The 21,862-nt window shown below is 62.5% G+C and carries 13 protein-coding genes; 5 read left to right on the top strand and 8 right to left on the bottom strand.

Annotated features, from left to right (window positions below):
* Positions 1–105: 105 nt before the first annotated feature.
* Positions 106–4,311: an EAL domain-containing protein gene (locus tag BLS60_RS07525; RefSeq protein ID WP_244153383.1), complete on the bottom strand. Its 4,206-nt coding sequence runs from the start codon at positions 4,309–4,311 to the stop codon at positions 106–108.
* Between the two features lie 444 nt (positions 4,312–4,755).
* Here BLS60_RS07525 and ettA point away from each other — a divergent pair, with 444 nt between their 5' ends.
* The 4 genes from ettA (at position 4,756) to BLS60_RS07505 (ending at position 11,529) form a co-directional block, all read left to right on the top strand.
* Complete coding sequence (ettA, locus tag BLS60_RS07520; RefSeq protein ID WP_070880673.1) at positions 4,756–6,420, top strand: energy-dependent translational throttle protein EttA; 1,665 nt, start codon at positions 4,756–4,758, stop codon at positions 6,418–6,420.
* A 257-nt stretch (positions 6,421–6,677) separates the two neighbouring features.
* On the top strand, positions 6,678–8,012 hold the full coding sequence (gene gdhA, locus BLS60_RS07515) for an NADP-specific glutamate dehydrogenase (protein ID WP_070880674.1): 1,335 nt from the start codon (positions 6,678–6,680) through the stop codon (positions 8,010–8,012).
* Between the two features lie 254 nt (positions 8,013–8,266).
* Complete coding sequence (locus tag BLS60_RS07510) at positions 8,267–8,731, top strand: hypothetical protein (protein WP_143024587.1); 465 nt, start codon at positions 8,267–8,269, stop codon at positions 8,729–8,731.
* Between the two features lie 275 nt (positions 8,732–9,006).
* The gene (locus BLS60_RS07505; protein WP_092366575.1) at positions 9,007–11,529 is read left to right on the top strand and encodes a sulfite reductase flavoprotein subunit alpha; all 2,523 of its coding nucleotides are present in this window, start codon (positions 9,007–9,009) and stop codon (positions 11,527–11,529) included.
* Between the two features lie 30 nt (positions 11,530–11,559).
* Here BLS60_RS07505 and BLS60_RS07500 read toward each other — a convergent pair whose 3' ends face one another.
* The 6 genes from BLS60_RS07500 to BLS60_RS07470 all read right to left on the bottom strand — a co-directional run bounded on the left by BLS60_RS07500 (position 11,560) and on the right by BLS60_RS07470 (position 18,261).
* The gene (locus BLS60_RS07500) at positions 11,560–12,528 is read right to left on the bottom strand and encodes a peptide ABC transporter ATP-binding protein (protein WP_070880676.1); all 969 of its coding nucleotides are present in this window, start codon (positions 12,526–12,528) and stop codon (positions 11,560–11,562) included.
* Positions 12,528–13,502 (bottom strand): ABC transporter ATP-binding protein, encoded by a 975-nt coding sequence (locus BLS60_RS07495; RefSeq protein WP_070880677.1) that lies wholly within the window; start codon positions 13,500–13,502, stop codon positions 12,528–12,530. The genes BLS60_RS07500 and BLS60_RS07495 overlap by 1 nt, the downstream gene beginning before the upstream one ends.
* A gap of 127 nt (positions 13,503–13,629) precedes the next feature.
* A complete protein-coding gene (locus tag BLS60_RS07490; protein ID WP_070880678.1) occupies positions 13,630–14,538 on the bottom strand; it encodes an ABC transporter permease subunit in 909 nt (302 codons plus the stop codon).
* 232 nt (positions 14,539–14,770) lie between these two features.
* Positions 14,771–15,781: an ABC transporter permease subunit gene (locus BLS60_RS07480; RefSeq protein WP_070880680.1), complete on the bottom strand. Its 1,011-nt coding sequence runs from the start codon at positions 15,779–15,781 to the stop codon at positions 14,771–14,773.
* 148 nt (positions 15,782–15,929) lie between these two features.
* Complete coding sequence (locus BLS60_RS07475; RefSeq protein ID WP_092366413.1) at positions 15,930–17,525, bottom strand: ABC transporter substrate-binding protein; 1,596 nt, start codon at positions 17,523–17,525, stop codon at positions 15,930–15,932.
* Between the two features lie 169 nt (positions 17,526–17,694).
* Positions 17,695–18,261, bottom strand: a complete 567-nt coding sequence (locus BLS60_RS07470) for a cupin domain-containing protein (protein ID WP_070880682.1) — start codon at positions 18,259–18,261, stop codon at positions 17,695–17,697.
* A gap of 188 nt (positions 18,262–18,449) precedes the next feature.
* On the opposite strand from BLS60_RS07470, the gene BLS60_RS07465 reads away from it, so the two are divergent.
* Entirely contained in the window at positions 18,450–19,679 is a 1,230-nt protein-coding gene (locus tag BLS60_RS07465) for a M24 family metallopeptidase (RefSeq protein WP_092366410.1), read from the top strand.
* 351 nt (positions 19,680–20,030) lie between these two features.
* Here BLS60_RS07465 and BLS60_RS07460 read toward each other — a convergent pair whose 3' ends face one another.
* On the bottom strand, positions 20,031–21,629 hold the full coding sequence (locus BLS60_RS07460; protein ID WP_092366407.1) for an ABC transporter substrate-binding protein: 1,599 nt from the start codon (positions 21,627–21,629) through the stop codon (positions 20,031–20,033).
* Positions 21,630–21,862: the final 233 nt, after the last annotated feature.

Genomic DNA, 21,862 nt, shown 5'->3' with positions numbered 1-21,862 from the left:
GGCGGATGAAATAGGGGGCGGATTCTAACGCATCCGCGCTGGCCAGGCATATGAAGCGTGATCATGGGCAGGATCAGCGGCGCTCACGTGGCAGCGGCGCACATGTCAGTCGATGATGAGCAGGTTGTCGCCAAAGAACTGCGATTCGAACTGCTGGGCTGTCATGGGCCGACCGAGCAGATAGCCCTGCACTTCGTCGCAGGCATGGTTGCGCAGGAAATCGAGCTGTTCCTGGGTTTCCACGCCCTCGGCGATCACTGTCATGTTCAGGCTGTGGGCCATGGCGATAATCGCGCGGGCAATCTGCCCGTCCTGCTCGCCTTGAGGCAGGCCGTCGACGAAGCTGCGGTCGATCTTCAGCACGTCGATGGGGAACTGCTTGAGGTAGTTGAGCGAGGAATAGCCCGTGCCGAAATCGTCGATGGCGATGCACAGGCCGAGGCTCTTCAGGTCGTTGAGGGTGTTCATGGCAGCCCCGACATCCTGCATGAGGATGCTTTCGGTCAGCTCCAGCTCCAGGCAGGCGGCGGGAATACCGCTGTAGCCGAGGATGCGCTGGATACGCTGATGCAGGTTGCCGTCGCTGAACTGGCGGGCCGAGAGGTTCACCGACACCTTTGGCACGCGAATCCGGTTCTGGTGCCAGAGGCTCAACTGACGCGTGGCCTCGGCCAGCACCCAGTCGCCGACCTGAACCACCAGGCCGAGCTCTTCGAGCACCGGGATAAAGGCGTTCGGGGCGACCAGGCCGCGCTTCGGATGCTGCCAGCGCAAGAGCGCTTCGACGCCGGTCAGGCGTTTGCCGTTGCCGGAGAACTGCGGCTGGTAATGGAGCAGGAATTCGCCCTGTTCCAGCGCGTGGCGCAGGTCGCCTTCGAGCTCCAGGCGCTCCAGGGCGCTGGCGTTCATGTCCGCCTGGTAGAACTGGAAGTTGTTCTTGCCGCGTTCCTTGGCGTGGTACATCGCCGTGTCGGCGTTCTTCATCAGCTGGCTCAGTTCGTTGCCGTCCTGCGGGCTGAGGGCAATGCCGATACTGGCGGTGACGAAGAACTCGCGGCCCTCGAGCACGAAGGCGCGGGCCAGGCTGGCAAGAATCTGTTCGGCAACGTGAATGGCACGGTGCAGGGCGTCTTCACGGGTGCTGTTGGATTGCAGCAACAGGGTGAATTCGTCGCCGCCCATGCGCGCCACGGTATCGTCTTCGCCGACGCAGGCGGCCAGACGAATGGCCACATCCTTGAGCATGCGGTCGCCGGCGGCATGGCCGAGGGAGTCGTTGATCGGCTTGAAGCGGTCGAGGTCAAGGAACATCAGCACCACCCATTCGCGGTGCCGGTCGGCATGCTGCAGGGCGGTGTGCAGGCGGTCCTGGAACAGCGTGCGATTGGGCAGCTGGGTCAGGGCGTCGTAGTAGGCCAGGCGGTGGATGCGTTGTTCGCTGGCCTTGCGCTCGCTGATGTCGCTGAAGAAGCACACGTAGCTGACCAGATCGCCTTCCTCGTCATGCACTGCGGTGATGCCTACCCACGCCGGGAAGTTCTCACCGCTGCGGCGTTTCAGCCAGATTTCACCTTCCCAGGTGCCGCGCAGATTCAGTTGCGACAATACGTACTGCAGGTGTGTGCTCTGCTGGCTGTCGGCCGTAAGCATGCCGGGCAGCTGGTCGAGCACCTGATCGGAGCTGTAGCCGCTGACCCGGCTGAAGGCGTTATTGACCTGCACGATGTAGCCTGCCGGGTCGGTGACCAGAATCGCCGCCGTGGAGTGCTCGAATACCGTCGCGGCCATGCGCAGGTCTTTCTCGGCGCGGCGCTGCTGGGCGATGTCACGGCCTACGCCAAGCAGCCCTTCGAAGCGCCCGCTGTCGTCCCACATCGGCACCAGGCGCATTTCCACCGGGACCTTGCGGCCATCGGCGCGCAGGCAGTCGAACACGAACAGCTGAGGTGTCAGGCTTTCGCGCAACTCGTGCATCTGCTGTTGCATGCCAAAGGCCGAGCGGATGCGCTCGAGCAGCGCGTAGAGGCCGCTGAGCTGCTGCGGGTTGGTGGCCAGGCCCTCGAAGCCGTGTTTCTGCACCCACTGCGGCGAGTAGCCGAGCACCGTCTGCACTGACGGGCTGATGTAATTGAGGTTCAGCTGGCTGTCGGTGGAGCAGATCACGTCGCTGATGCTTTCCGCCAACATGCGGTAGCGCTGCTCGTTGTCGCGCAGCGATTCGTTGCGGGCGATCTGTTCGGTGATGTCCTTGGCCACGCCGATCAGGCGGCTTACCCAGCCATTCGCGTCTCGCGACAACGCCTGTTCGGTGATGCTGACCCAGCGCCAGGAACCATCACCATGGCGCATGCGAAATTGCGATTCGAGCAGGACGCCGTCGCTCAGCACCTTCTGCTGGTTGCGCACGCGCGCCAGCAAGTCGCTGTCGTCGGGGTGGATGATGCGTTTCCAGAAGCCGTCGCCCTCGGCCTTGATGGTGGCGGGGTCGTAACCGAGTTTGTGGCCAATATCGTGGTTACTGAACAGCAAGGTGCGCGACGTCACGTCGCTGACGTAGAGCGTATCCGGCACCGCGCGCACGACTTCCGACCAGAAGCGCTCGCGCTCGACCAGTGATAACTCCATGCGCTTGCGGCTGGTGATGTCGCTGATGCTCAAGGTAACGGCGTGCAAATCCTGCGGGCTTTCCGGCAGGCGCATCACCAGCCACAGGTGGCGGACGATGCCGTTGGCGCCCTCGATGTGGCTTTCCAGTTCCAGGTGGCCGCCGCCGTCGAGCAGCGCGGCACTGAGCTGCGCCCGGAAACCATCCGGGTTGACGCTGCCACGATTGATCAAATGCTCCCAGGCCTCGGTAGCACTGCTCACGCCCAACAGGCGCAGGGCAACCTGGTTGGTTTCAGTGAAGCGCATGTGGGTGAGCAGCTCACCGTGGCGGTGTGGGTTGTTTTTCAACCAGGGCTGCAGTTGCGCGCCGCTACTCAAGCCTTCTTCGCGCAGGAAATGATAGAGCCCGGCCAGGTCGAGTACGCAAAGCGCGGTGCCGGTGCCGTCGAAAATGTCCTGATAGCGGCGCCGGGTTTCCTGCAGCACGCGGGTGGCCTGCTGGTCTTCCGTCACATCGCGCAGTACCCAGACAAAACCCAGGTGGCGGGCTTCATCACCGAGGTCGCTGCGGGTGATGCTGAACAGGCGCACCTCGCCGTTCTGGCGGATCTCTACCAGATCCGGGCCGAGATCGCTGTGAAAGGCGGTGGCGTGTAGCAGCAACGGGTCGAGGTGCGGCAGCAGACCCAGCAGGTGCCACTCGCGGGCATGGCGGTTGCTCAGGCCGAACAGCGCCTCGGCCTGCGGGTTGAGGTAGGTCAGGCGACCGCTGCTGTCGGTGATCAGCACCCGTTCCTCGATAACGCCGAGCACGCTGGCCGCCTGATGCAAGGCGCGTCGCGCCGTCGCGTTGAACAGATGACCATGGCTCTGCTCGCGCAGCAGGCGATACAAGGCGAACAGGGTGAGCAGGGCGCACAGACCGAACAGCAGCAGCTTGCCGATCATGTTCGGCAGCATCTGGTCGTGTGCTGCGTGTTCGTTGAGCAGGCCCCGCAGTTGCCAGTCAGAACCAGGAAGGCTGTGCACCAGGATGGTTTGCGCCTGATTGGCTGCGGTGATCAGGGGATAATTTTGCGTCTGCAGGCCTTCGCGAGAGTCGGCGATCACCCGCTGGCTACTGGCATCTTCGAGCAGCCAGGCCACCTGGTTCTGGCCTAGGCTCGGCAGCCCATTTGCCAGCGCACCTGCGCCCAGGCGCAGGGCCCAGTAGCCATCAGCGGCAACGCTGCGCAGCAGTAGATAGACGCGGCCACCGTGCTGTGGGTCGAATGCATAGTGATACGTCTGCCCAGCGCTGCGCTCAACCCACTTGGTCAGCAGGAGTTGGTCGCCGCTTTGCGGCGTGCTGTCGTGCAACAGCCGGCCAGTGCTGTCCAGGCGAGCGAGACTCTGCAGGGCCGGGAACACGGCGCGCAGGTTGTCCAGGTAGCGCTCCGGCTGGCCAGCGGTGCCCTCGGCATCGCGCGTTGCATTGAGCACCGCGCGGCCGGCGTTGGCCATCGACCTCATGCTCAGGTCGAGTTGCTCGGCCAGTTGCTCGTTTATTGCCAGGCTGAGCGCGCGCTGCTTGTCCTTTATATAGCGAAACTCGAGCTGCAACTGCCACAGCAACAACGCCAGAAGCCCCAGTGCCAGTACCATCCACACGCTTTTCAATGAGCGGCGTAGGGGCATTGTCCGTGGGGTGCGCGGGGTACGCATGGTTTCTGGTGCTGACACGTGATGACGTCCTGCAACGGCGGGGGCTGATTTAGGCAGGTAAGGCTGCTGGAAGGTTTATGAACAGGGCGCCCGCTTCTCGGCGGCGGCTAGCATGCCACAAATATGGCGAAGTGCCAGCCCGGGCGACGAGTGCCTTGCGTCTATCGCCTCTTTCTAGTCGCGGCGAGATCACAGAAAATACGGTGGTGCCGGTTCGCTGCCCCGTGCAGCGTTTCTTTCTTTATAGCTACGTCATTCGCTGCAGCCATCGCTGGCCTGCGTGCACACGTTATCGGATGCATCGGCTAGGCTTGCGGTTCCAGCAGGCGGGCCGGTGAATCAGCGGGCCGGTCTGCCCCGGCGCGGCGTTTCTTCGTTTGCGTGGCGCATCGTCTTCGCATAGGGTGCGCGCCATCGTTGCCATTTATGAGTGAGGTCTGAATTTTGGCTCAATACGTCTACACCATGCATCGGCTGAGCAAGGTCGTGCCGCCGAAGCGCGAGATCCTCAAGAACATTTCTCTGTCGTTCTTCCCTGGCGCCAAGATCGGCGTGCTGGGCCTGAACGGCGCGGGTAAGTCGACCCTGCTGCGCATCATGGCCGGGGTGGATACCGAGTTCGACGGCGAAGCCCGTCCGATGCCGGATATCAATGTCGGCTACCTGCCGCAGGAGCCGCAGCTCGACCCGAACAAGACCGTGCGTGAAGTGGTCGAGGAAGCAGTGAGCGGCATCAAGGATGCGCAAGCGCGTCTGGATGAGGTGTACGCCGCCTACGCCGAGCCGGATGCCGACTTCGACAAGCTGGCCGCCGAGCAGGCCAAGCTGGAAGCCATCCTGCAGGCCAGCGATGGCCACAACCTGGAGCGCCAGCTGGAAGTCGCCGCCGACGCCCTGCGCTTGCCAGCCTGGGACGCCAAGATCGAGCACCTGTCCGGTGGTGAGAAGCGCCGCGTGGCCCTGTGCCGCCTGCTGCTGTCGGCCCCGGACATGCTGCTGCTCGACGAACCAACCAACCACCTGGACGCCGACTCGGTGGCCTGGCTGGAGCGGTTCCTCCATGACTTCCCCGGCACTGTGGTAGCGATTACCCACGACCGTTACTTCCTCGACAACGTCGCCGGCTGGATTCTCGAACTCGACCGCGGCGCGGGCATCCCGTACGAAGGCAACTACTCCGGCTGGCTGGAGGCGAAATCGTCCCGTCTGGCGCAGGAATCCAAGCAGCAGTCGGCCCATGAAAAGGCCATGAAGGAAGAGCTGGAGTGGGTGCGCAAGGGCGCCAAGGCCCGCCAGTCGAAATCCAAGGCTCGCCTGCAGCGCTTCGAGGAAATGCAGTCCCAGGAATTCCAGAAACGCGCCGAGACCAACGAGATCTACATCCCGGCCGGTCCGCGCCTGGGCGACAAGGTCATCGAATTCAAGAACGTCACCAAGGGCTACGGCGACCGCGTACTGGTCGAAGACCTGTCGTTCAGCGTGCCCAAGGGCGCCATCGTCGGCGTGATCGGCGGTAACGGCGCCGGTAAGTCGACCCTGTTCCGCATGCTGATGGGCAAGGAAACCCCGGATTCCGGCACTATCGAAATCGGCGACACCGTGCAGCTCGCCTGTGTCGACCAGAGCCGCGATGACCTGGACGGCAGCAAGTCGGTCTGGGAAGCCGTGTCCGATGGCCTCGATCAGATCAAGATCGGCAACTACGAGGTGCCGTCGCGTGGTTACGTCGGCCGCTTCAACTTCAAGGGCGCCGACCAGCAGAAGTTCGTCAAGGATCTCTCCGGTGGTGAGCGTGGCCGCTTGCACCTTGCGCTGACCCTGAAGGAGGGCGCCAACGTCCTGCTGCTCGACGAACCGTCCAACGACCTCGACGTGGAAACCCTGCGTTCCCTGGAAGATGCGCTGCTGGACTTCCCGGGCGCGGCCGTGGTGATCTCTCACGATCGCTGGTTCCTGGACCGCGTTGCCACCCACATCCTGTCCTACGAGGACGATGGGGTGATCTTCTTCGAAGGCAACTACACCGAGTACGAAGCCGACCGCAAGAAACGCCTCGGCGATGCCGCTGCCCAGCCACACCGGGTACGGCACAAAAAACTGGCGCAGTAAGCGCTATCCATAAGAAACGGGGCCTGATGGCCCCGTTTTTTTATGCCTGCTCATTTTATGTCTGATCATTTTGGTGCGTTTTGTGGTTTTTAATGGTGCGTTATTGGCGGTAGTTAATGCGGTAAACGGTAGGGTATTTATGTCTTGGCACCAAAAACTTTCATAAAAGCGTCATTTTGCTCTTTTTTAGGGCGCTCCCTTCTTGTTAGAGTCGCGGCCACTTTATTTCGCGGCGCAGGGACGCCAGGAGCTTTTTCATGACGCTTTCCGTAGACCGTTTCCTCGACCGCCTGAAGCAACGCGACCCCGATCAGCCTGAATTTCATCAAGCGGTGGAAGAAGTGCTGCGTAGCCTGTGGCCGTTCCTCGAAGCCAATCCTCATTACCTGGAAGCCGGGATCGTCGAGCGCATCGTCGAGCCGGAGCGGGCCGTGCTGTTTCGCGTACCCTGGGTCGACGATGCGGGCAAGGTGCAGGTCAACCGCGGCTTCCGCGTGCAGATGAACAGCGCCATCGGCCCGTACAAGGGCGGCCTGCGCTTTCATCCGTCGGTGAACCTCAGCGTGCTCAAGTTCCTGGCCTTCGAGCAGACCTTGAAGAACTCGCTGACCTCGCTGCCCATGGGCGGCGGCAAGGGCGGTGCGGACTTCGATCCCAAGGGCAAGAGCGACGCCGAGGTGATGCGTTTCTGCCAGTCGTTCATGAGCGAGCTGTATCGCCACATCGGCGCGGACCTCGACGTGCCTGCCGGTGATATCGGCGTGGGTGGCCGCGAGATCGGCTATATGTTTGGCCAGTACAAGCGCCTGGCCAACGAATTCTCCTCGGTGCTCACCGGCAAAGGCCTGAGCTACGGCGGCAGTCTGATTCGTCCGGAAGCGACCGGTTATGGCTGCGTGTATTTCGCTGAAGAAATGCTCAAGACCCGTGGCCGCAGCTTCGACGGCCAGCGCGTGGCGATCTCCGGCTCCGGCAACGTCGCGCAGTACGCGGCGCGCAAGGTCATGGATCTGGGGGGCACGGTGATCTCGTTCTCCGACTCCGAGGGCACGCTGCACGCCGAGTCAGGCTTCAGCGAGCAGCAGTGGCAGGACGTCATGGCGCTGAAGAACCAGCAGCGCGGGCGCATTCGTGAGCTGGAAGGCAGCGGTCTGCGCTTCCAGGCGGGGCAGCGGCCGTGGAGCCTGGCCTGCGACATCGCGCTGCCGTGTGCGACCCAGAACGAGCTGAACCTGGAAGACGCCCGCACGCTGCTCGGCAACGGCTGTGTGTGCGTGGCCGAAGGCGCCAACATGCCGACCACGCTGGATGCCGTGGACCTGTTCATCGAGCACGGCACGCTGTTTGCGCCGGGCAAGGCCTCCAATGCCGGTGGCGTTGCGGTCAGTGGCCTGGAGATGTCGCAGAACGCCATGCGTTTGCACTGGAGTGAAGGCGAGGTGGACGAGAAGCTGCACGGCATCATGCAGTCCATCCACAACGCTTGCGTGCGGCACGGCGAGAGTGACGGGCAGGTGAACTACGTCAAAGGCGCCAACATTGCCGGCTTCGTCAAAGTTGCAGACGCGATGCTGGCTCAGGGCGTGGTTTAACGCGCCCACGCACGGCAGGGCAATCCTGTCGTGCGTTGTTGTCTGATGGCGCCGTGCCGGCGGCGCTATCCGCCCGCTGGAAAAAATTCGACCGCCTCCTACCAGACGACCATCGGGCGGACAGGTAGGCAAAAACACTCAACCATCCGCCACTGTCACGACTCGTACACACAAGAGGATGAAAATGCCTCCCCGTTGCGGCAGCAGGCTGTCGTCGCGGGTCAGAACAACATCGGATCAACGAGAGTCGTGCAATGAAATCAATCCCTGGAATGCTCGAAGGCGCAATGGCCGTCCGCTTCTACCAGAGCGTGAATGGCCCTTTCCCCATTGAAGTCGGCGCCGCCGTGCCCGGCTCGAGCATGTCCGCCATCATCAAGCCGACTGCCGGCCTGGCGATGCTCGACCCGATGAGCGAAGAAGATCTTGGCCTGTCGCTGCTCGAAGCCGAAGCCACCGGGCTGGTGCCGGAAAAGGTCTGTGACCAGCTCAATGCCTTTCTCAGTGGTCGCCGCGTCAACTGCACCAGCAGTGCGGAAGTCGAGGCGATCAGCCATTTGTTCCAGGCCTGTGCGGTCGAGCGCGAGTTCGGTCTGGTAACGCTGGACGCAGCCTCTCTGTCCCTGGCCAAAGCGCTGCCGGCTGATCAGTACCCGGAGACCATCGCCCGCGATCTGTTCATCCTCGCCAAGCCGTTCGAACCCCGCCGTATTCGTTAAGCGATCCGCGCTCGATGGCGCTGCCCTGCTCATGGCACGTGCTCTTTACAAGGGTAAAGATGCGAATAAGTGTTGCATGATAATTATTATTGAATAGACTCGCCTCGCTTATGGCCTCCGCTTCAGCCGGAAGCCTTATCAACTGACTAAGTGCCCCGTCCAGGCCTTGTGCTGGCAGGGTTTCGCGTGCCTGGGCGTCGACGGTGGTCCACGCGATGGCCACGCTCCGCGCAGATGATTTCCTCAATGGCGGCGCGTTTTCAGAGTCGATTGCGGTGTTCAAGAAAATCCTCTTCCAGCTGCACTGGTTTTTTGGCATCACTGCCGGCCTGGTGATTGCCCTGATGGGCGTGACTGGCGCGCTGTACAGCTTTCAGGAAGAGATTCTGCTGGCCGTCAATCCGCAGATGGCGGTCACGCCGCAGTCGCGGCCGGTGCTCGAACCCGGCGAGATGATCGAGCGCCTGCACGCCCGGGGCATCAGCGTGTCCGGGCTTTATGTAGACACCGAGGGTGGCCAGCCCGCGCGGATATTTCTGACTCCGCCGCCCGGCGAGCGACGCGGTGGCGTGCGCTTCGTCGATCCTTACACTGCCGAGTCCCTTGGCGAGCCGCGCGGCATGGCATTCTTCGGCCTGATGTTGCAGCTGCATCGTTTCCTCGCCATGGGCCAGACCGGCCGGCAGATCACCGGCGCCTGCACTATCGCGCTGGTGTTCTTTTGTCTGTCGGGTCTGTACCTGCGCTGGCCGCGACGGGTGTTCAGCTGGCGCGCCTGGCTGACTTTCGACTGGGCCAAGAAGGGCCGTGCCTTCAATTGGGATCTGCATGCAGTGGTTGGCACCTGGTGTCTGCCGCTGTACCTGTGTGCGGCGCTGACGGGGTTGTATTGGTCCTACGACTGGTACCGCAGCGGCCTCGAAGCTGTGCTCAGCGATACGCCACGCGCTGCTGACGAGGGGCGTGGACGACGCGGCCCGCCGGCCGAGGGCCAGCCGCTGCCCGAGGTGAATTACACGAACCTCTGGCAAGGCATTCAGCAGACTGCCGGTGACAAGCTCGGCGTCTATAGCCTGCAACTGCCCAATGCGGCGGGGCAGCCGGCCCGGGTGTTCTTCATGCTGCGCGATGCCGAGCACGGCCGTGCCTTCAACCAGATGCAGCTCGACCCGCTGACGGGCGAAGCCCGGCAGGTGGAGCGCTACGCCGACAAGTCATTCAAGGCGCAGTTGCTGGCCAGCGTCTATGCCCTGCATACCGGCGAGTATTTTGGCCTCACCGGGCGTGTGCTGATGATGGTGGCCAGCCTGCTGATGCCGCTGTTCTTCATCACCGGCTGGCTGCTGTACTTGGATCGCCGCCGCAAGCAGCGTGCAGCACTGGCAGCCCGCCAGGCGTTGGGTAGCGCCGAAGGCGGCGAACCCTGGCTGGTGGGCTTCGCCAGCCAGAGTGGCTTTGCCGAGCACTTGGCCTGGCAGACAGCGGGGCAGTTGCAGGCGGCCGGCATGGCAGTGGAGGTGCAGCCACTGGCGCGCATCGACCCTGCTAGGCTCAGCGCGACGCCGCGCGCGCTGCTGGTGCTCAGCACCTTCGGCGACGGCGAGGCGCCGGACAATGCGCGTGGCGTCGAGCGGCAATGGCTGTCGGCAACGCTGAACCTGCCACAGCTGCGCTACGCGGTGCTGGCGCTCGGTGATCGTCAGTACGCTCAGTTCTGCGGCTTCGCACGGCGTGTCGATGACTGGCTGAGCGGCAGCGGTGCGACACGCCTTGGCGAGCGTGTCGAGGTCGACGGCAACGATGAAGCGGCGCTGGCGCACTGGCAGCGGCAGCTCGCCGAGCTGACGGGCGTGCAGCCATTAACTGTGCAGCAGGCACCCTTCGATGGTTGGATCTTGCGTGAGCGCCTCTGCCTCAACCCGCGTGGTCAAGGGCAGGGCACCTGGCTGATCGGCCTGCACCCGCCAGAGGGCGCGCAGTGGGAGGCGGGCGACATTCTGGAAATTCTCCCGCGCAATGGCGCCGAGCAGGTGCAGCGGTGGCTGCACGCCCATGGCCTGCAGGCGCTACAGGCGGTCACTGTCGAGCCGCTGGGGCACACACTGGCCGAGGCTCTGACGTCACGGCAACTTCCCGCTAGCGCCAGCCATCTGGTCGGTCTGCATGCCCAGGCGCTGCTCGATGCGCTGGTGCCGTTGCCGGGCCGCGAGTACTCGATTGCCTCGTTGCCCGCCGATGGCACGCTGGAGCTGATCGTGCGGCAGCAGCGCCTGGCCAATGGGGAGCTCGGCCTGGGTTCGGGCTGGCTGACCGCGCACCTGCCGGTCGGCGCACAACTGCTGGCGCGGGTACGCCGCAACAGTGCGTTCCATGCACCGGTGGACGATTGCCCGCTGATCCTCATCGGCAATGGCACCGGCCTGGCCGGCCTGCGCAGCCTGCTCAAGGCACGCGTTGCATCAGGGCGGGCGCGTAACTGGCTGCTGTTCGGTGAGCGCAACGCCGAACACGATTTCTATTGCCGCGATGAACTGCAGGGTTGGTTGCGTGACGGTCAGTTGCAGCGTCTGGATCTGGCGTTCTCGCGGGATCAGGCGCAGCCCATCTATGTGCAGGATCGCCTGCGCGAAGCCTCTGCGGAACTGCAGCAGTGGCTGCAGCGCGGAGCTGCCATCTACGTGTGCGGCAGCCTGCAAGGCATGGCCGGGGGCGTGGACCGGGTGCTGCGCGAAGTGCTGGGCGACGCCGCCGTCGAAGCCCTTGTCGAGCAAGGGCGTTATCGACGGGATGTCTATTGAGTCAGCGGGTTGTCCGGCGACTCGGTGCGATCAGAGAAACTGTTCGGCGTGGTGGCAGGCGACCTGGCGGCCATCGAGCGGACGCAGCAAGGGAAGCTCGACCTCGCAGCGTTCGGTGGCGTAAGGGCAGCGTTTGTGGAACGGGCAGCCGGGCGGCGGATTCAGCGGGTTGGGCAATTCACCGGCGATCTTGATCTTCGGTTTGCTCGGGTCCGGGTGAATGGTTGGCGTGGCCGACAGCAGTGCCTTGGTGTACGGGTGCAGCGGGCGCTCATAGATACGCTCGCTGGGGCCCATCTCCGCCGGGCGACCGAGGTACATCACCAGCACGTCATCCGCCACGTGGCGCACCACCGAGAGGTTGTGCGAGATGAACACGTAGCCGGTCTTGAACTCTTCCTGCAGGTCCATGAACAGGTTGAGCACCTGGGCCTGGATCGACACGTCGAGCGCCGAGGTCGGCTCGTCGGCCACCAGTACCTTGGGCGTGAGCATCATCGCGCGGGCCAGGGCGATACGCTGGCGCTGGCCGCCAGAGAACATGTGCGGATAGCGCTGGTAGTGCTCGGGACGCAGGCCGACCTGGCTCATCATCGCCTGCACCTTCTCGCGGCGTTCGAGGCGCGACAGGTCGGTGTTGATCTTCAACGGCTCGGCCAGCTGATCACCGATCTTCTGCCGCGGATTGAGCGAGGCGTAGGGATTCTGGAAGACCATCTGCACGTCGCGGCGCAGTTGCTTGCGCGTTTGCGCCGTGGCGCCGTTGACTTCCTGGCCGGCGATCTGCAAAGAACCCGAGGTGGGCTCCTCGATCAGCGTCAGGGCGCGCGCCAAGGTGGATTTGCCGCAGCCGGATTCTCCCACTACGGCCAGGGTCTTGCCGGCCTGCAGTTCGAAGGACACGCCATTGAGCGCCTGCACCGTGGCGCTAGGTTTGAACAGCCCCTGGGAAACGGAGTAATGGCGCGTCAGTTCACGTGCAGTCAGGACGGTCGTCATCACGCCACCTCCGATTTCAAGTTGAGCGGGAAGTAGCAGCGCACCGCACCGCGCTCATGCGGCTCGAGAGCGGGGCGTTGTTCTCGGCAGCTTGGCTGCACGTAGGGGCAGCGTGGCGACAGCAGGCAGCCGTGCGGCCGGTCATAGCGCCCTGGCACGATGCCGGGCAGCGTCGACAGGCGCGTGGCGCCCAGGCTGTGTTCGGGAATCGCCTTGATCAGCGCTTCGGTGTACGGGTGTGTCGGCGCATCGAACAGCGCCGGCACCTGACCCAGTTCGACCGCCTGGCCGGCGTACATCACGCAGACCCGGTTGGCGGTTTCAGCGACCACGGCCAGGTCGTGGGTGATCAGTACCAGGCCCATGTTCTGCTCGCGTTGCAGGTCGAGCAGCAGCTCCATGATCTGCGCTTGAATGGTTACGTCGAGGGCCGTGGTCGGCTCGTCGGCGATCAGCAGTTTCGGCTCGGCGGCAATTGCCATGGCAATCGCCACGCGCTGGCTCATGCCCCCGGATAGCTGATGCGGATAGGCGTCGAGGCGGCTGGCGGCGCCAGGAATTTCGACCCGTTCGAGCAGTTGCAGGGCGCGCTGGCGAGCAGCCTTGCCCTTCAGGCCAAGGTGCTGACGCAGCACTTCCTCAATCTGAAAGCCGACGGTGAAGCTCGGATTGAGCGCGGTCATCGGGTCCTGAAAGATCATCGACAGGTCTTTGCCTACGATGTGACGACGCTTGCGGCCCTTGAGCGTGAGCATGTCGGTGCCGTCGAACACCAGGCGATCGGCACGGACGATGCCGGGCGCATCGATCAGGCCCATCAGCGCCATCATGGTTACCGACTTGCCGGAGCCGGACTCACCGACGATGGCCAGTACTTCGCCCTTGTCGACGCTCAGGTCGAGACCGTCGACCACCGGTACGGCATTGGCGTCGCCGAAGCGCACGCTCAGGTTACTGATTTCCAGCAGGCTCATCGGGCGGCCTCCATCGGGTAGCGTGGCGCCTTGGGCATGGTGCGTAGGGTGGAGCGGGGCGCGTAGCCGACGTCATCCGTCCACCCTGACATTGGTACAGCTGGGAGGTTGTTCATGGTCGGCCTCCTCAGATCGCGTTCTTGAGTTTCGGGTCCAGCGCATCGCGCAGGCCGTCGCCCATCAGGTTGATTGCCAGCACGCTGAGCAGAATCGCCAGCCCCGGCAAGGTCACGACCCACCAGGCGCGCTCGATATAGTCGCGCGCCGAGGCCAGCATGGTGCCCCACTCAGGCGTTGGCGGTTGTACACCAAGGCCGAGGAAGCCCAGCGCCGCCGCATCAAGGATCGCCGAGGAAAAGCTCAGCGTGGCCTGCACGATCAGCGGCGCCATGCAGTTGGGCAGCACGGTGATGAACATCAGCCGCGGCAGGCTGGCGCCGGCCAGGCGGGCGGCGGTCACGTAGTCGCGGTTCAGCTCGCCCATCACCGCGGCGCGGGTCAGGCGCACGTAGGAGGGCAGCGAGACGATGGCGATGGCGATCACGGTGTTCATCAGCCCAGGGCCGAGGATGGCGACAATGGCGACTGCCAGCAGCAGCGAGGGCAGAGCCAGCATGACGTCCATCAGGCGCATGATCGAAGGGCCCATCAGGCGCGGGAAGAAACCCGCCACCAGGCCGAGCAGCAACCCTGGGATCAGCGAGATGACCACCGAGGCGAGGCCGATCAGCAAGGACAGGCGCGCACCATGGATCAGTCGCGACAGCAGATCACGGCCGACTTCATCGGTACCAAGAACAAAGCGCCACTGGCCGCCATCCAGCCATACCGGCGGCGTGAGCAGCGCATCGCGGAACTGTTCGCTGGGCGAGTAGGGCGCGATCCATGGGGCGAACAGCGCGCAGAACACGATCAGGATCATGAAGCCAAGGCCGGCAACCGCGCCCTTGTTGTGGCTGAACGCGCTCCAGAATTCCTTCATCGGTGACGGATAAAGCAGGCTCTGGTCGAGAGGCGTTGTGGTGGTCGAGGTCATGGGCGCGCCTCATGGATATTGGATGTGGGCGTAGCCTCGGTCGAGCGAAGCGACACCCGGGAGAGGGCACCCTGGGTTTCGCTGTGCTCAGCCCGGGCTACGGAAGTAGTTTGTAGGGTGGACGACGCTTTATCCGTCCACCGCGGCGCGATGTTCATGGTGGATGAAAGAAGCGTCATCCACCCTACGGGGTGCCAGCAGGGCTGGTTCAGGGACATTGCAGGCTCCTTTATCAACGCTGGTGGCGAATGCGTGGGTTGACCAGTCCATAAAGGATGTCCACCACGAAGTTGACCAGGATGACCAGGCAGGCGATCAGCAGGATGCCGTTCTGCACCACCGGGTAGTCACGGGCGCCTATCGATTCGATCAGCCATTTGCCGATGCCCGGCCAGGAGAAGATGGTTTCGGTCAGTACGGCGCCGGCCAGCAGCGTGCCGACCTGCAGGCCGAACACGGTGAGTACCGGAATCAGCGCGTTGCGCAGACCGTGCACGAACACCACGCGGCCCGGCGACAGGCCCTTGGCGCGAGCGGTACGTACGTAGTCTTCACGCAGCACTTCGAGCATTGCCGAACGGGTCATGCGGGCGATTACCGCCAGCGGAATGGTGCCCAGCACGATGGCCGGCAGAATCAGGTGACGCAGGGCGTCGATGAACGCACCTTCTTCATCCGAGAGCAGGGTGTCGATGAGCATGAAGCCGGTCACTGGCGGGATGTCATAGAGCAGATCGATGCGCCCGGACACCGGCGTCCAGCCCAACCAAACCGAAAAGAACATGATCAGCAGCAGGCCCCACCAGAAAATCGGCATCGAGTAGCCGGTCAGGGATATGCCCATTACGCCGTGATCGAATAGCGAACCTCGCTTGAGCGCGGCGATCACCCCGGCGATCAACCCCAGCGTGCCAGCGAACAGCAAGGCGGCCAGGGTCAGCTCCAGGGTGGCGGGAAACAGGGTGGTGAATTCTTTCCAGACCGGGGTGCGGGTACGCAGCGATTCACCCAGGTCGCCTTGAGCCAGTTGCCCGATATAGTCGAGGTACTGAGCGTACAGCGGCTTGTTCAGGCCCAGGCGCTCCATGGCCTCGGCGTGCATCTGCGGGTCGACCCGGCGCTCGCCCATCATCACTTCCACGGGGTCGCCGGGGATCATGCGGATGAGCGCGAAGGTCAGCAAGGTGACGCCGAAAAAGGTGGGAATCAGCAAGCCCAGACGGCGCGCAATGAAACTCAGCATGGGGGTGGGTAACTCCTAATCAGGACGGGTCGACAGCCGGGAATTCTGGCGATTCCTTCGCTTACTTGCAGGGTAGCTGTTCGACAACGACGTGCTCCGGGCGTTATGCCCGGAGCACGTCGTTAGGGGGCGGTTGCGTGAAAGGCTATCAGTCGTTGCTCACGCCGCTGAAGCTGTTGCGACCGAAGGGGCTGATCTGGAAGCCTTTCACGCTGGCGCGCATCGGCTGGTAGACCGTGGAGTGGGCGATCGGCGTGATCGGCACTTCACGCTTGAGCACCACCTGAGCCTGCTTGTACAGCTCGGTGCGCTCTGCCTGGTCGGTCACGCGCTTGGCAGCGACTACCAGCTTGTCGTATTCGGCATCGCACCACTTGGAGAAGTTGTTGCCATCCACCGAGGCGCAGCCGTATAGGGTACCGAGCCAGTTGTCGGGGTCACCGTTGTCGCCGGTCCAGCCGATCAGCATGGCATCGTGCTCGCCAGCATGGGCACGCTTGATGTACTCGCCCCACTCGTAGCTGACGATGCGCGCCTTGACGCCGACCTTGGCCCAGTCGGCCTGCAGCATTTCAGCCATCAGACGTGCATTGGGGTTGTACGGGCGCTGCACGGGCATGGCCCACAAAGTGATTTCGGTGCCTTCCTTGACGCCGGCAGCCTTGAGCAGTTCTTTGGCTTTTTCCGGGTTGTAGGCGGCGTCCTTGATCGACTCGTCGTAGGACCACTGGGTTGGCGGCATGCCGTTGACGGCCAGCTGGCCAGCGCCCTGGTACACGGCGTCGATGATCGCCTGCTTGTTCACGGCCATGTCCAGCGCCTGGCGCACTTCGAGCTTGTCGAACGGCGCGCGGGTCACGTTGTAAGCGATGTAACCCAGGTTGTAGCCGGGCGCGGTCGGCACGTTGAGGTTCTTGTCCGCCTGCAGGGCCTTGAGGTCGGCCGGGCGCGGGTTGAGAGTGATCTGGCACTCGCCGGCACGCAGCTTCTGCGTACGCACCGAGGCGTCGGTGTTGATCGAGAAGATCAGGTTGTCGATCTTCACCTGCTCGGGCGCCCAGTATTCCTTGTTGCCCTTGTAGCGAATCGCGGCATCTTTCTGGTAACGGCTGAACACGAACGGGCCAGTGCCAATGGGCTGCTGGTTGATCTGCGCGGCCTTGCCGGCCTTGAGCAGCTGGTCGGCGTATTCGGCCGAATGCACGGCGGCGAAGTTCATTGCCAGGTTCTGCACGAAGGCAGCGTCCACGGCGTTGAGGGTGAAAACGACGGTGTGCTCGTCGGTCTTCTCGATCTTGGCGATGTTCTTGTCCAGACCCATGTCAGTGAAGTATGGGAACTCGCTGGGGTACGCCTTGCGGAACGGGTGGTTGCGATCGAGCATGCGCTGGAAGGTGAACAGCACGTCGTCGGCGTTGAATTCACGGGTCGGCTTGAAGTAGTCGGTGGTGTGGAACTTGACCCCTTCGCGCAGGTGGAAGGTGTAAGTCAGGCCGTCTTCGCTGACATCCCACGAGGTGGCCAGGCCCGGTTGGGCCTTGGTGCCGCCGCGCTCGAATTCGGCCAGGCGGTTGAAGATGGTTTCCGAGGCAGCATCGAAGTCGGTGCCGGTGGTGTACTGGCCTGGGTCGAAACCGCCTGGGCTGCCTTCGGAGCAGTACACCAGGTTACTGGCCTGAGCGAGCGAAGCACTGGTGAGCAATCCTGCCGTGAGCAGAGCCTTGCAGAGGGGAGACATGCGCATGCGAACCTCTTTTTCTTTTTGTTCGCGCCTCGGTTAGCGCGAGCTCGGAATGCGGTGAAAGCGGGTAGCCCACCGGGTAGGGCTCGAAATTAAGTCATGCTGAAATTTCGGTCAACAAAAATTAAGCAGCACTAACATTGCGCATATTTGCCCTCAATTGGGGCAAAACTCACTCGCTGGCAGGGCGATCATCGAAGAGTGCCATGGTGGTCATGGTCAATACTTCGGCAGGCGCGTCGGTGGCATTTGCCAGGCAATGCAGCTTGCCTGCATCGAAGTGCACCGAGTCGCCAGGGCCGAGCGGATAGTCGCGGCCCTCGATGGTGTAGACGATTTCACCGCTCAGTACATAGGAAAACTCAACCCCTTCATGGGCGATGAGTTCCGATTGGTAGCCCACCGGAATGTTCATTTTCACCGCGTTGATCGAATTGCCGGGAAACGAGCTGGAGAGCCGCTCATAGGCCAGCAACTGGCCGCCTACGGTGTAGCGAACACGCTGGTCTACGTGGGAATCGGGCTGGGCCTGGGCGGGCTGATCGAATAGCGCGTTGAGCGGTATCTGCAGCGATTTGGCAATGCTCGCCAGTGACGACAGCGACACGCCCGTCAGATTGCGTTCCGCCTGAGACAGAAAGCTGGCCGTCAGGCCGGCATCCGCTGCTACCTGGTTGAGGGTCTTGCCGGCGGCCCGCCGGTAGCGGCGCAGGCGTTCGCCTATGCGATCTGCAGTCATGGGAGGGGCTCGCTGTATGGATCGCGGCAGTATACCGATCGGCTATGGCAAGTTCAGCTGCAAGGTGAAGCGCTTTTTTAAGTGCGACTGAAAAATGCTTTGACCGGAATTTAAGTTGCACTTAAATTCCGGTGCATCGAATTGCCTGCTGACGATGCGCGTTGCGGGCGCCAGAAGAGGATGCGCAGATGACACTGGGAGTGGGCGGCAGTACGCCAGAACAGGCTTTGGCACGCTTGCAGGACATGACCGCCGGTACGGCGCCGATCAGCGAAGCCGAGTACCGCGCTCGTATCACGCGGGCTCAAACGTTGATGCAGGCGCAAGGTATTGCCGCGCTGTTCGTCTCTGCGGGCAGCAATCTGCAGTACTTCACTGGTGTGAAGTGGAACCCCAGTGAAAGGATGGTCGGTGCCATTCTTCCCGCTCACGGTGCGCTTGAGTATCTGGCCCCGACCTTCGAAGAAGGCACCGTTCTCGACTTTCAGGTCGTGCCTGGTGTGATCAATACCTGGGAAGAGCATGAGAGCCCCTACGCGTTGCTGATCCGTTGCCTGCGACGCATGGGCGTTGCGCCCAATGATGGTGCGCTGCCGCGGGTAGGTCTTTGTTCTTCCTTGCCTTTTTTCATGTATGAAGGCCTTCGCCAGCTGACCGACGGTTACCGTTTCGTCGATGCCGGTCCGATTACCACGATTTGTCGGCAGCAGAAGTCCGCCGCGGAAATCGCCCTGATGCAACGTGCCAAGGACATGACTCTGGAAGTGCACAAGGCAGCGGCGAGCATTCTTCGCGAAGGCATCACCACTACCGAAGTGGCTGAGTTCATCCGCGAGGCCCACCGCAAGGTTGGCGCGCCCGGCTCGATCTTCTGCATCGTGCTGTTCGGCCCGGCGAGCGCCTTTCCTCACGGGGTCAAGCATGCGCAGACGCTCAAGGATGGCGAAATGGTGCTGATCGACACGGGTTGCCAAGTGCACAGCTACCTGTCCGACATTACCCGCAGCTACGTATTCGGTACGCCCAGCGAACGCCAGCGCGAATTCTGGGACAAAGAGAAAGCGGCTCAGCAGGCCGCATTCGAAGCGGCGGTACTCGGCGCGCCCTGTTCCTCGGTGGACGCTGCAGCGCGGCGCAGCCTGGAAGCCGCCGGGCTTGGCCCAGGCTACAAACTTCCCGGTTTGTCGCACCGCACGGGTCACGGCATCGGTCTGGATATTCACGAGGGGCCTTATCTGGTGGGCGGCGATGACACCCCGCTGGCCGAAGGCATGTGTTTCAGCAATGAGCCGATGATCTGTGTACCGGGTGAGTTCGGCATCCGTCTGGAAGATCACTTCTACATGACTGCCGACGGCCCATGCTGGTTTACCCAGCCCAGCCATTCGGTGGACGACCCGTTCGGGTTGAACGCCTGAGCCGTCCTCGGCGCCTGCCCACGATTTTTCAGGCGACATTAAAGAGACTGCAAGGCAAGAGCTGCCATCAATGCAGTACCCGTTCCCACGGGATAAGAGAAAGGGCGCCCTTGCCACTTATTTACGTAGGGTGGATCGGGGCGCGTAGCCGACGCTCTTTTCATCCACCATTGCGATTGCAGAGCGGTGGACGGGTTGGGCCGCGTAGGTGAAGCGTCGCCCACCCTACAAATGTCCGCTCCCGCCACTTTGCAGGCAACATGCTGAAGTCGATCCGCAAGATCATGAGCAGGTTCCTGGAAACGAAAACGCCCGGCCAATTGGCCGGGCGCTTTCATTCGGAGAACTAAGTTACTCGATGCTCACGCCGTAAAAGGAGTTGATCCCGAACGGGCTGATCTTGAAGTCTTTCACCCGCTTGCTCATCGGCTGATACACGGTGGAGTGGGCGATCGGCGTGTTCTGCACGTCAGCTTTGAGCAACTGCTGCGCCTGCTTGTAGAGCACGGTGCGCTCTTCCTGATCGTTGATCGCCTTGGCCTTTTTCAACAGCCCGTCGAACTCACGGTTGCACAGGCGGCTGTAGTTGTTGCCGCCGATGGCATCGCAGCCATACAGCACACTCAGCCAGTTGTCGGGGTCGCCATTGTCGCCGGTCCAGCCGATCAGCAAGGCGTCGTGCTCGCCGGCCTTGGCGCGCTTGTTGTACTCGCCCCATTCGTAGCTGACGATGCGCGCCTTGATACCGATCTTCGCCCAGTCAGCCTGCAGCATTTCGGCCATCAGCTTGGCGTTGGGGTTGTACGGACGCTGCACGGGCATGGCCCACAGGGTGATCTCCGTGCCTTCTTTCACGCCCGCAGCCTTGAGCAACTCCTTGGCCTTCTCCGGATCGTAGGGTGTGCCCTTGATGGTGTCGTCATAGGACCACTGGGTCGGCGGCATGCCGTTTACGGCGATCTGCCCGGCGCCCTGGTACACGGCATTGATGATGGCTTCTTTGTTGACCGCCATGTCCATCGCCTGGCGCACTTCCAGTTTGTCGAATGGCTTGTGTTCGGTGTTGTAGGCCAGGTAGCCGACGTTGAAACCGGCCTGCTCGGGCATCTGCAGTTTCGGGTCTTTCTTCAGGGCCTCGAGGTCTGCCGGGCGAGGGAACACGCTGACGTGGCACTCGCCGGCACGCAGCTTCTGCATGCGCACGGAAGGGTCGGTGTTGATGGCGAAGATCAGGTTGTCGATCTTCACATCTTCCGGGTGCCAGTATTCGGTGTTGCCCTTGAAGCGGATCTGCGCGTCTTTCTGGTAACGGCTGAACACGAACGGGCCGGTGCCGATCGGCTTCTGATTGATATCTGAAGCCCGGCCAGCTTTGAGCAGCTGGGCAGCGTATTCGGCAGAGTGGATCGAAGCGAAGCTCATGGCCATGTTCTGGATGAAGGCGGCGTCGACGGTATTGAGGGTGAAGCGCACCGTGTGCTCGTTGACCTTCTCGATCTTGGCGATGTTGTTGTCCATCCCCATGTCGGTGAAGTACGGGAACTCGGTGGGGTAGGCCTTGCGGAACGGATCATCCTTGCTGAGCATGCGGTTGAAGGTGAACAGCACGTCGTCGGCGTTGAATTCGCGGCTCGGCTTGAAGTAATCGGTGGTGTGGAATTTCACCCCTTCGCGCAGGTGGAAGGTGTAGGTGAGGCCGTCTTCACTGATGTCCCATTTCTCTGCCAGACCTGGGGTCACCTTGGTGCCGCCGCGCTCGAATTGAGAAAGACGGTTGAAGACGGTTTCAGCGGCGGCATCGAAATCGGTGCCAGTGGTATACAGCCCTGGGTCGAAGCCGGCTGGGCTGCCTTCAGAGCAATACACCAGGTTGCTGGCGGCCATGGCGAATGGAGCGCTGGCGATCAGGCCAGCGGCTACGAAGGCCTGAAGTAGAGCGTTTTTGTGCATGGTTACCTCATGTCTATTGTGGTTTTTAGTGAGGGGTCTGTTGCGCTGGCAGATGCGTTCGAACGGTGAAGCATCCGTTAACCCTAGACCTTGTTTTAATCTATGCACGGGATGTGCCGAATTCGGCGAAAGGATAATTATCGGGTTTGCCGGCTATCGCAATCGGCAGGTCGCTGTCTTAATTCATCGGCGTTGCCCTGCCCAGGCCGTTAGCCAGGCAGGGTGATACACGC

It is taken from the genome of Phytopseudomonas seleniipraecipitans (assembly GCF_900102335.1).
GTDB classification, from domain to species: Bacteria; Pseudomonadota; Gammaproteobacteria; order Pseudomonadales; family Pseudomonadaceae; genus Aquipseudomonas; species Aquipseudomonas seleniipraecipitans.
Note: the sequence above shows the minus strand (reverse complement) of the source record. Positions and strands in the feature narration are given on the sequence as shown.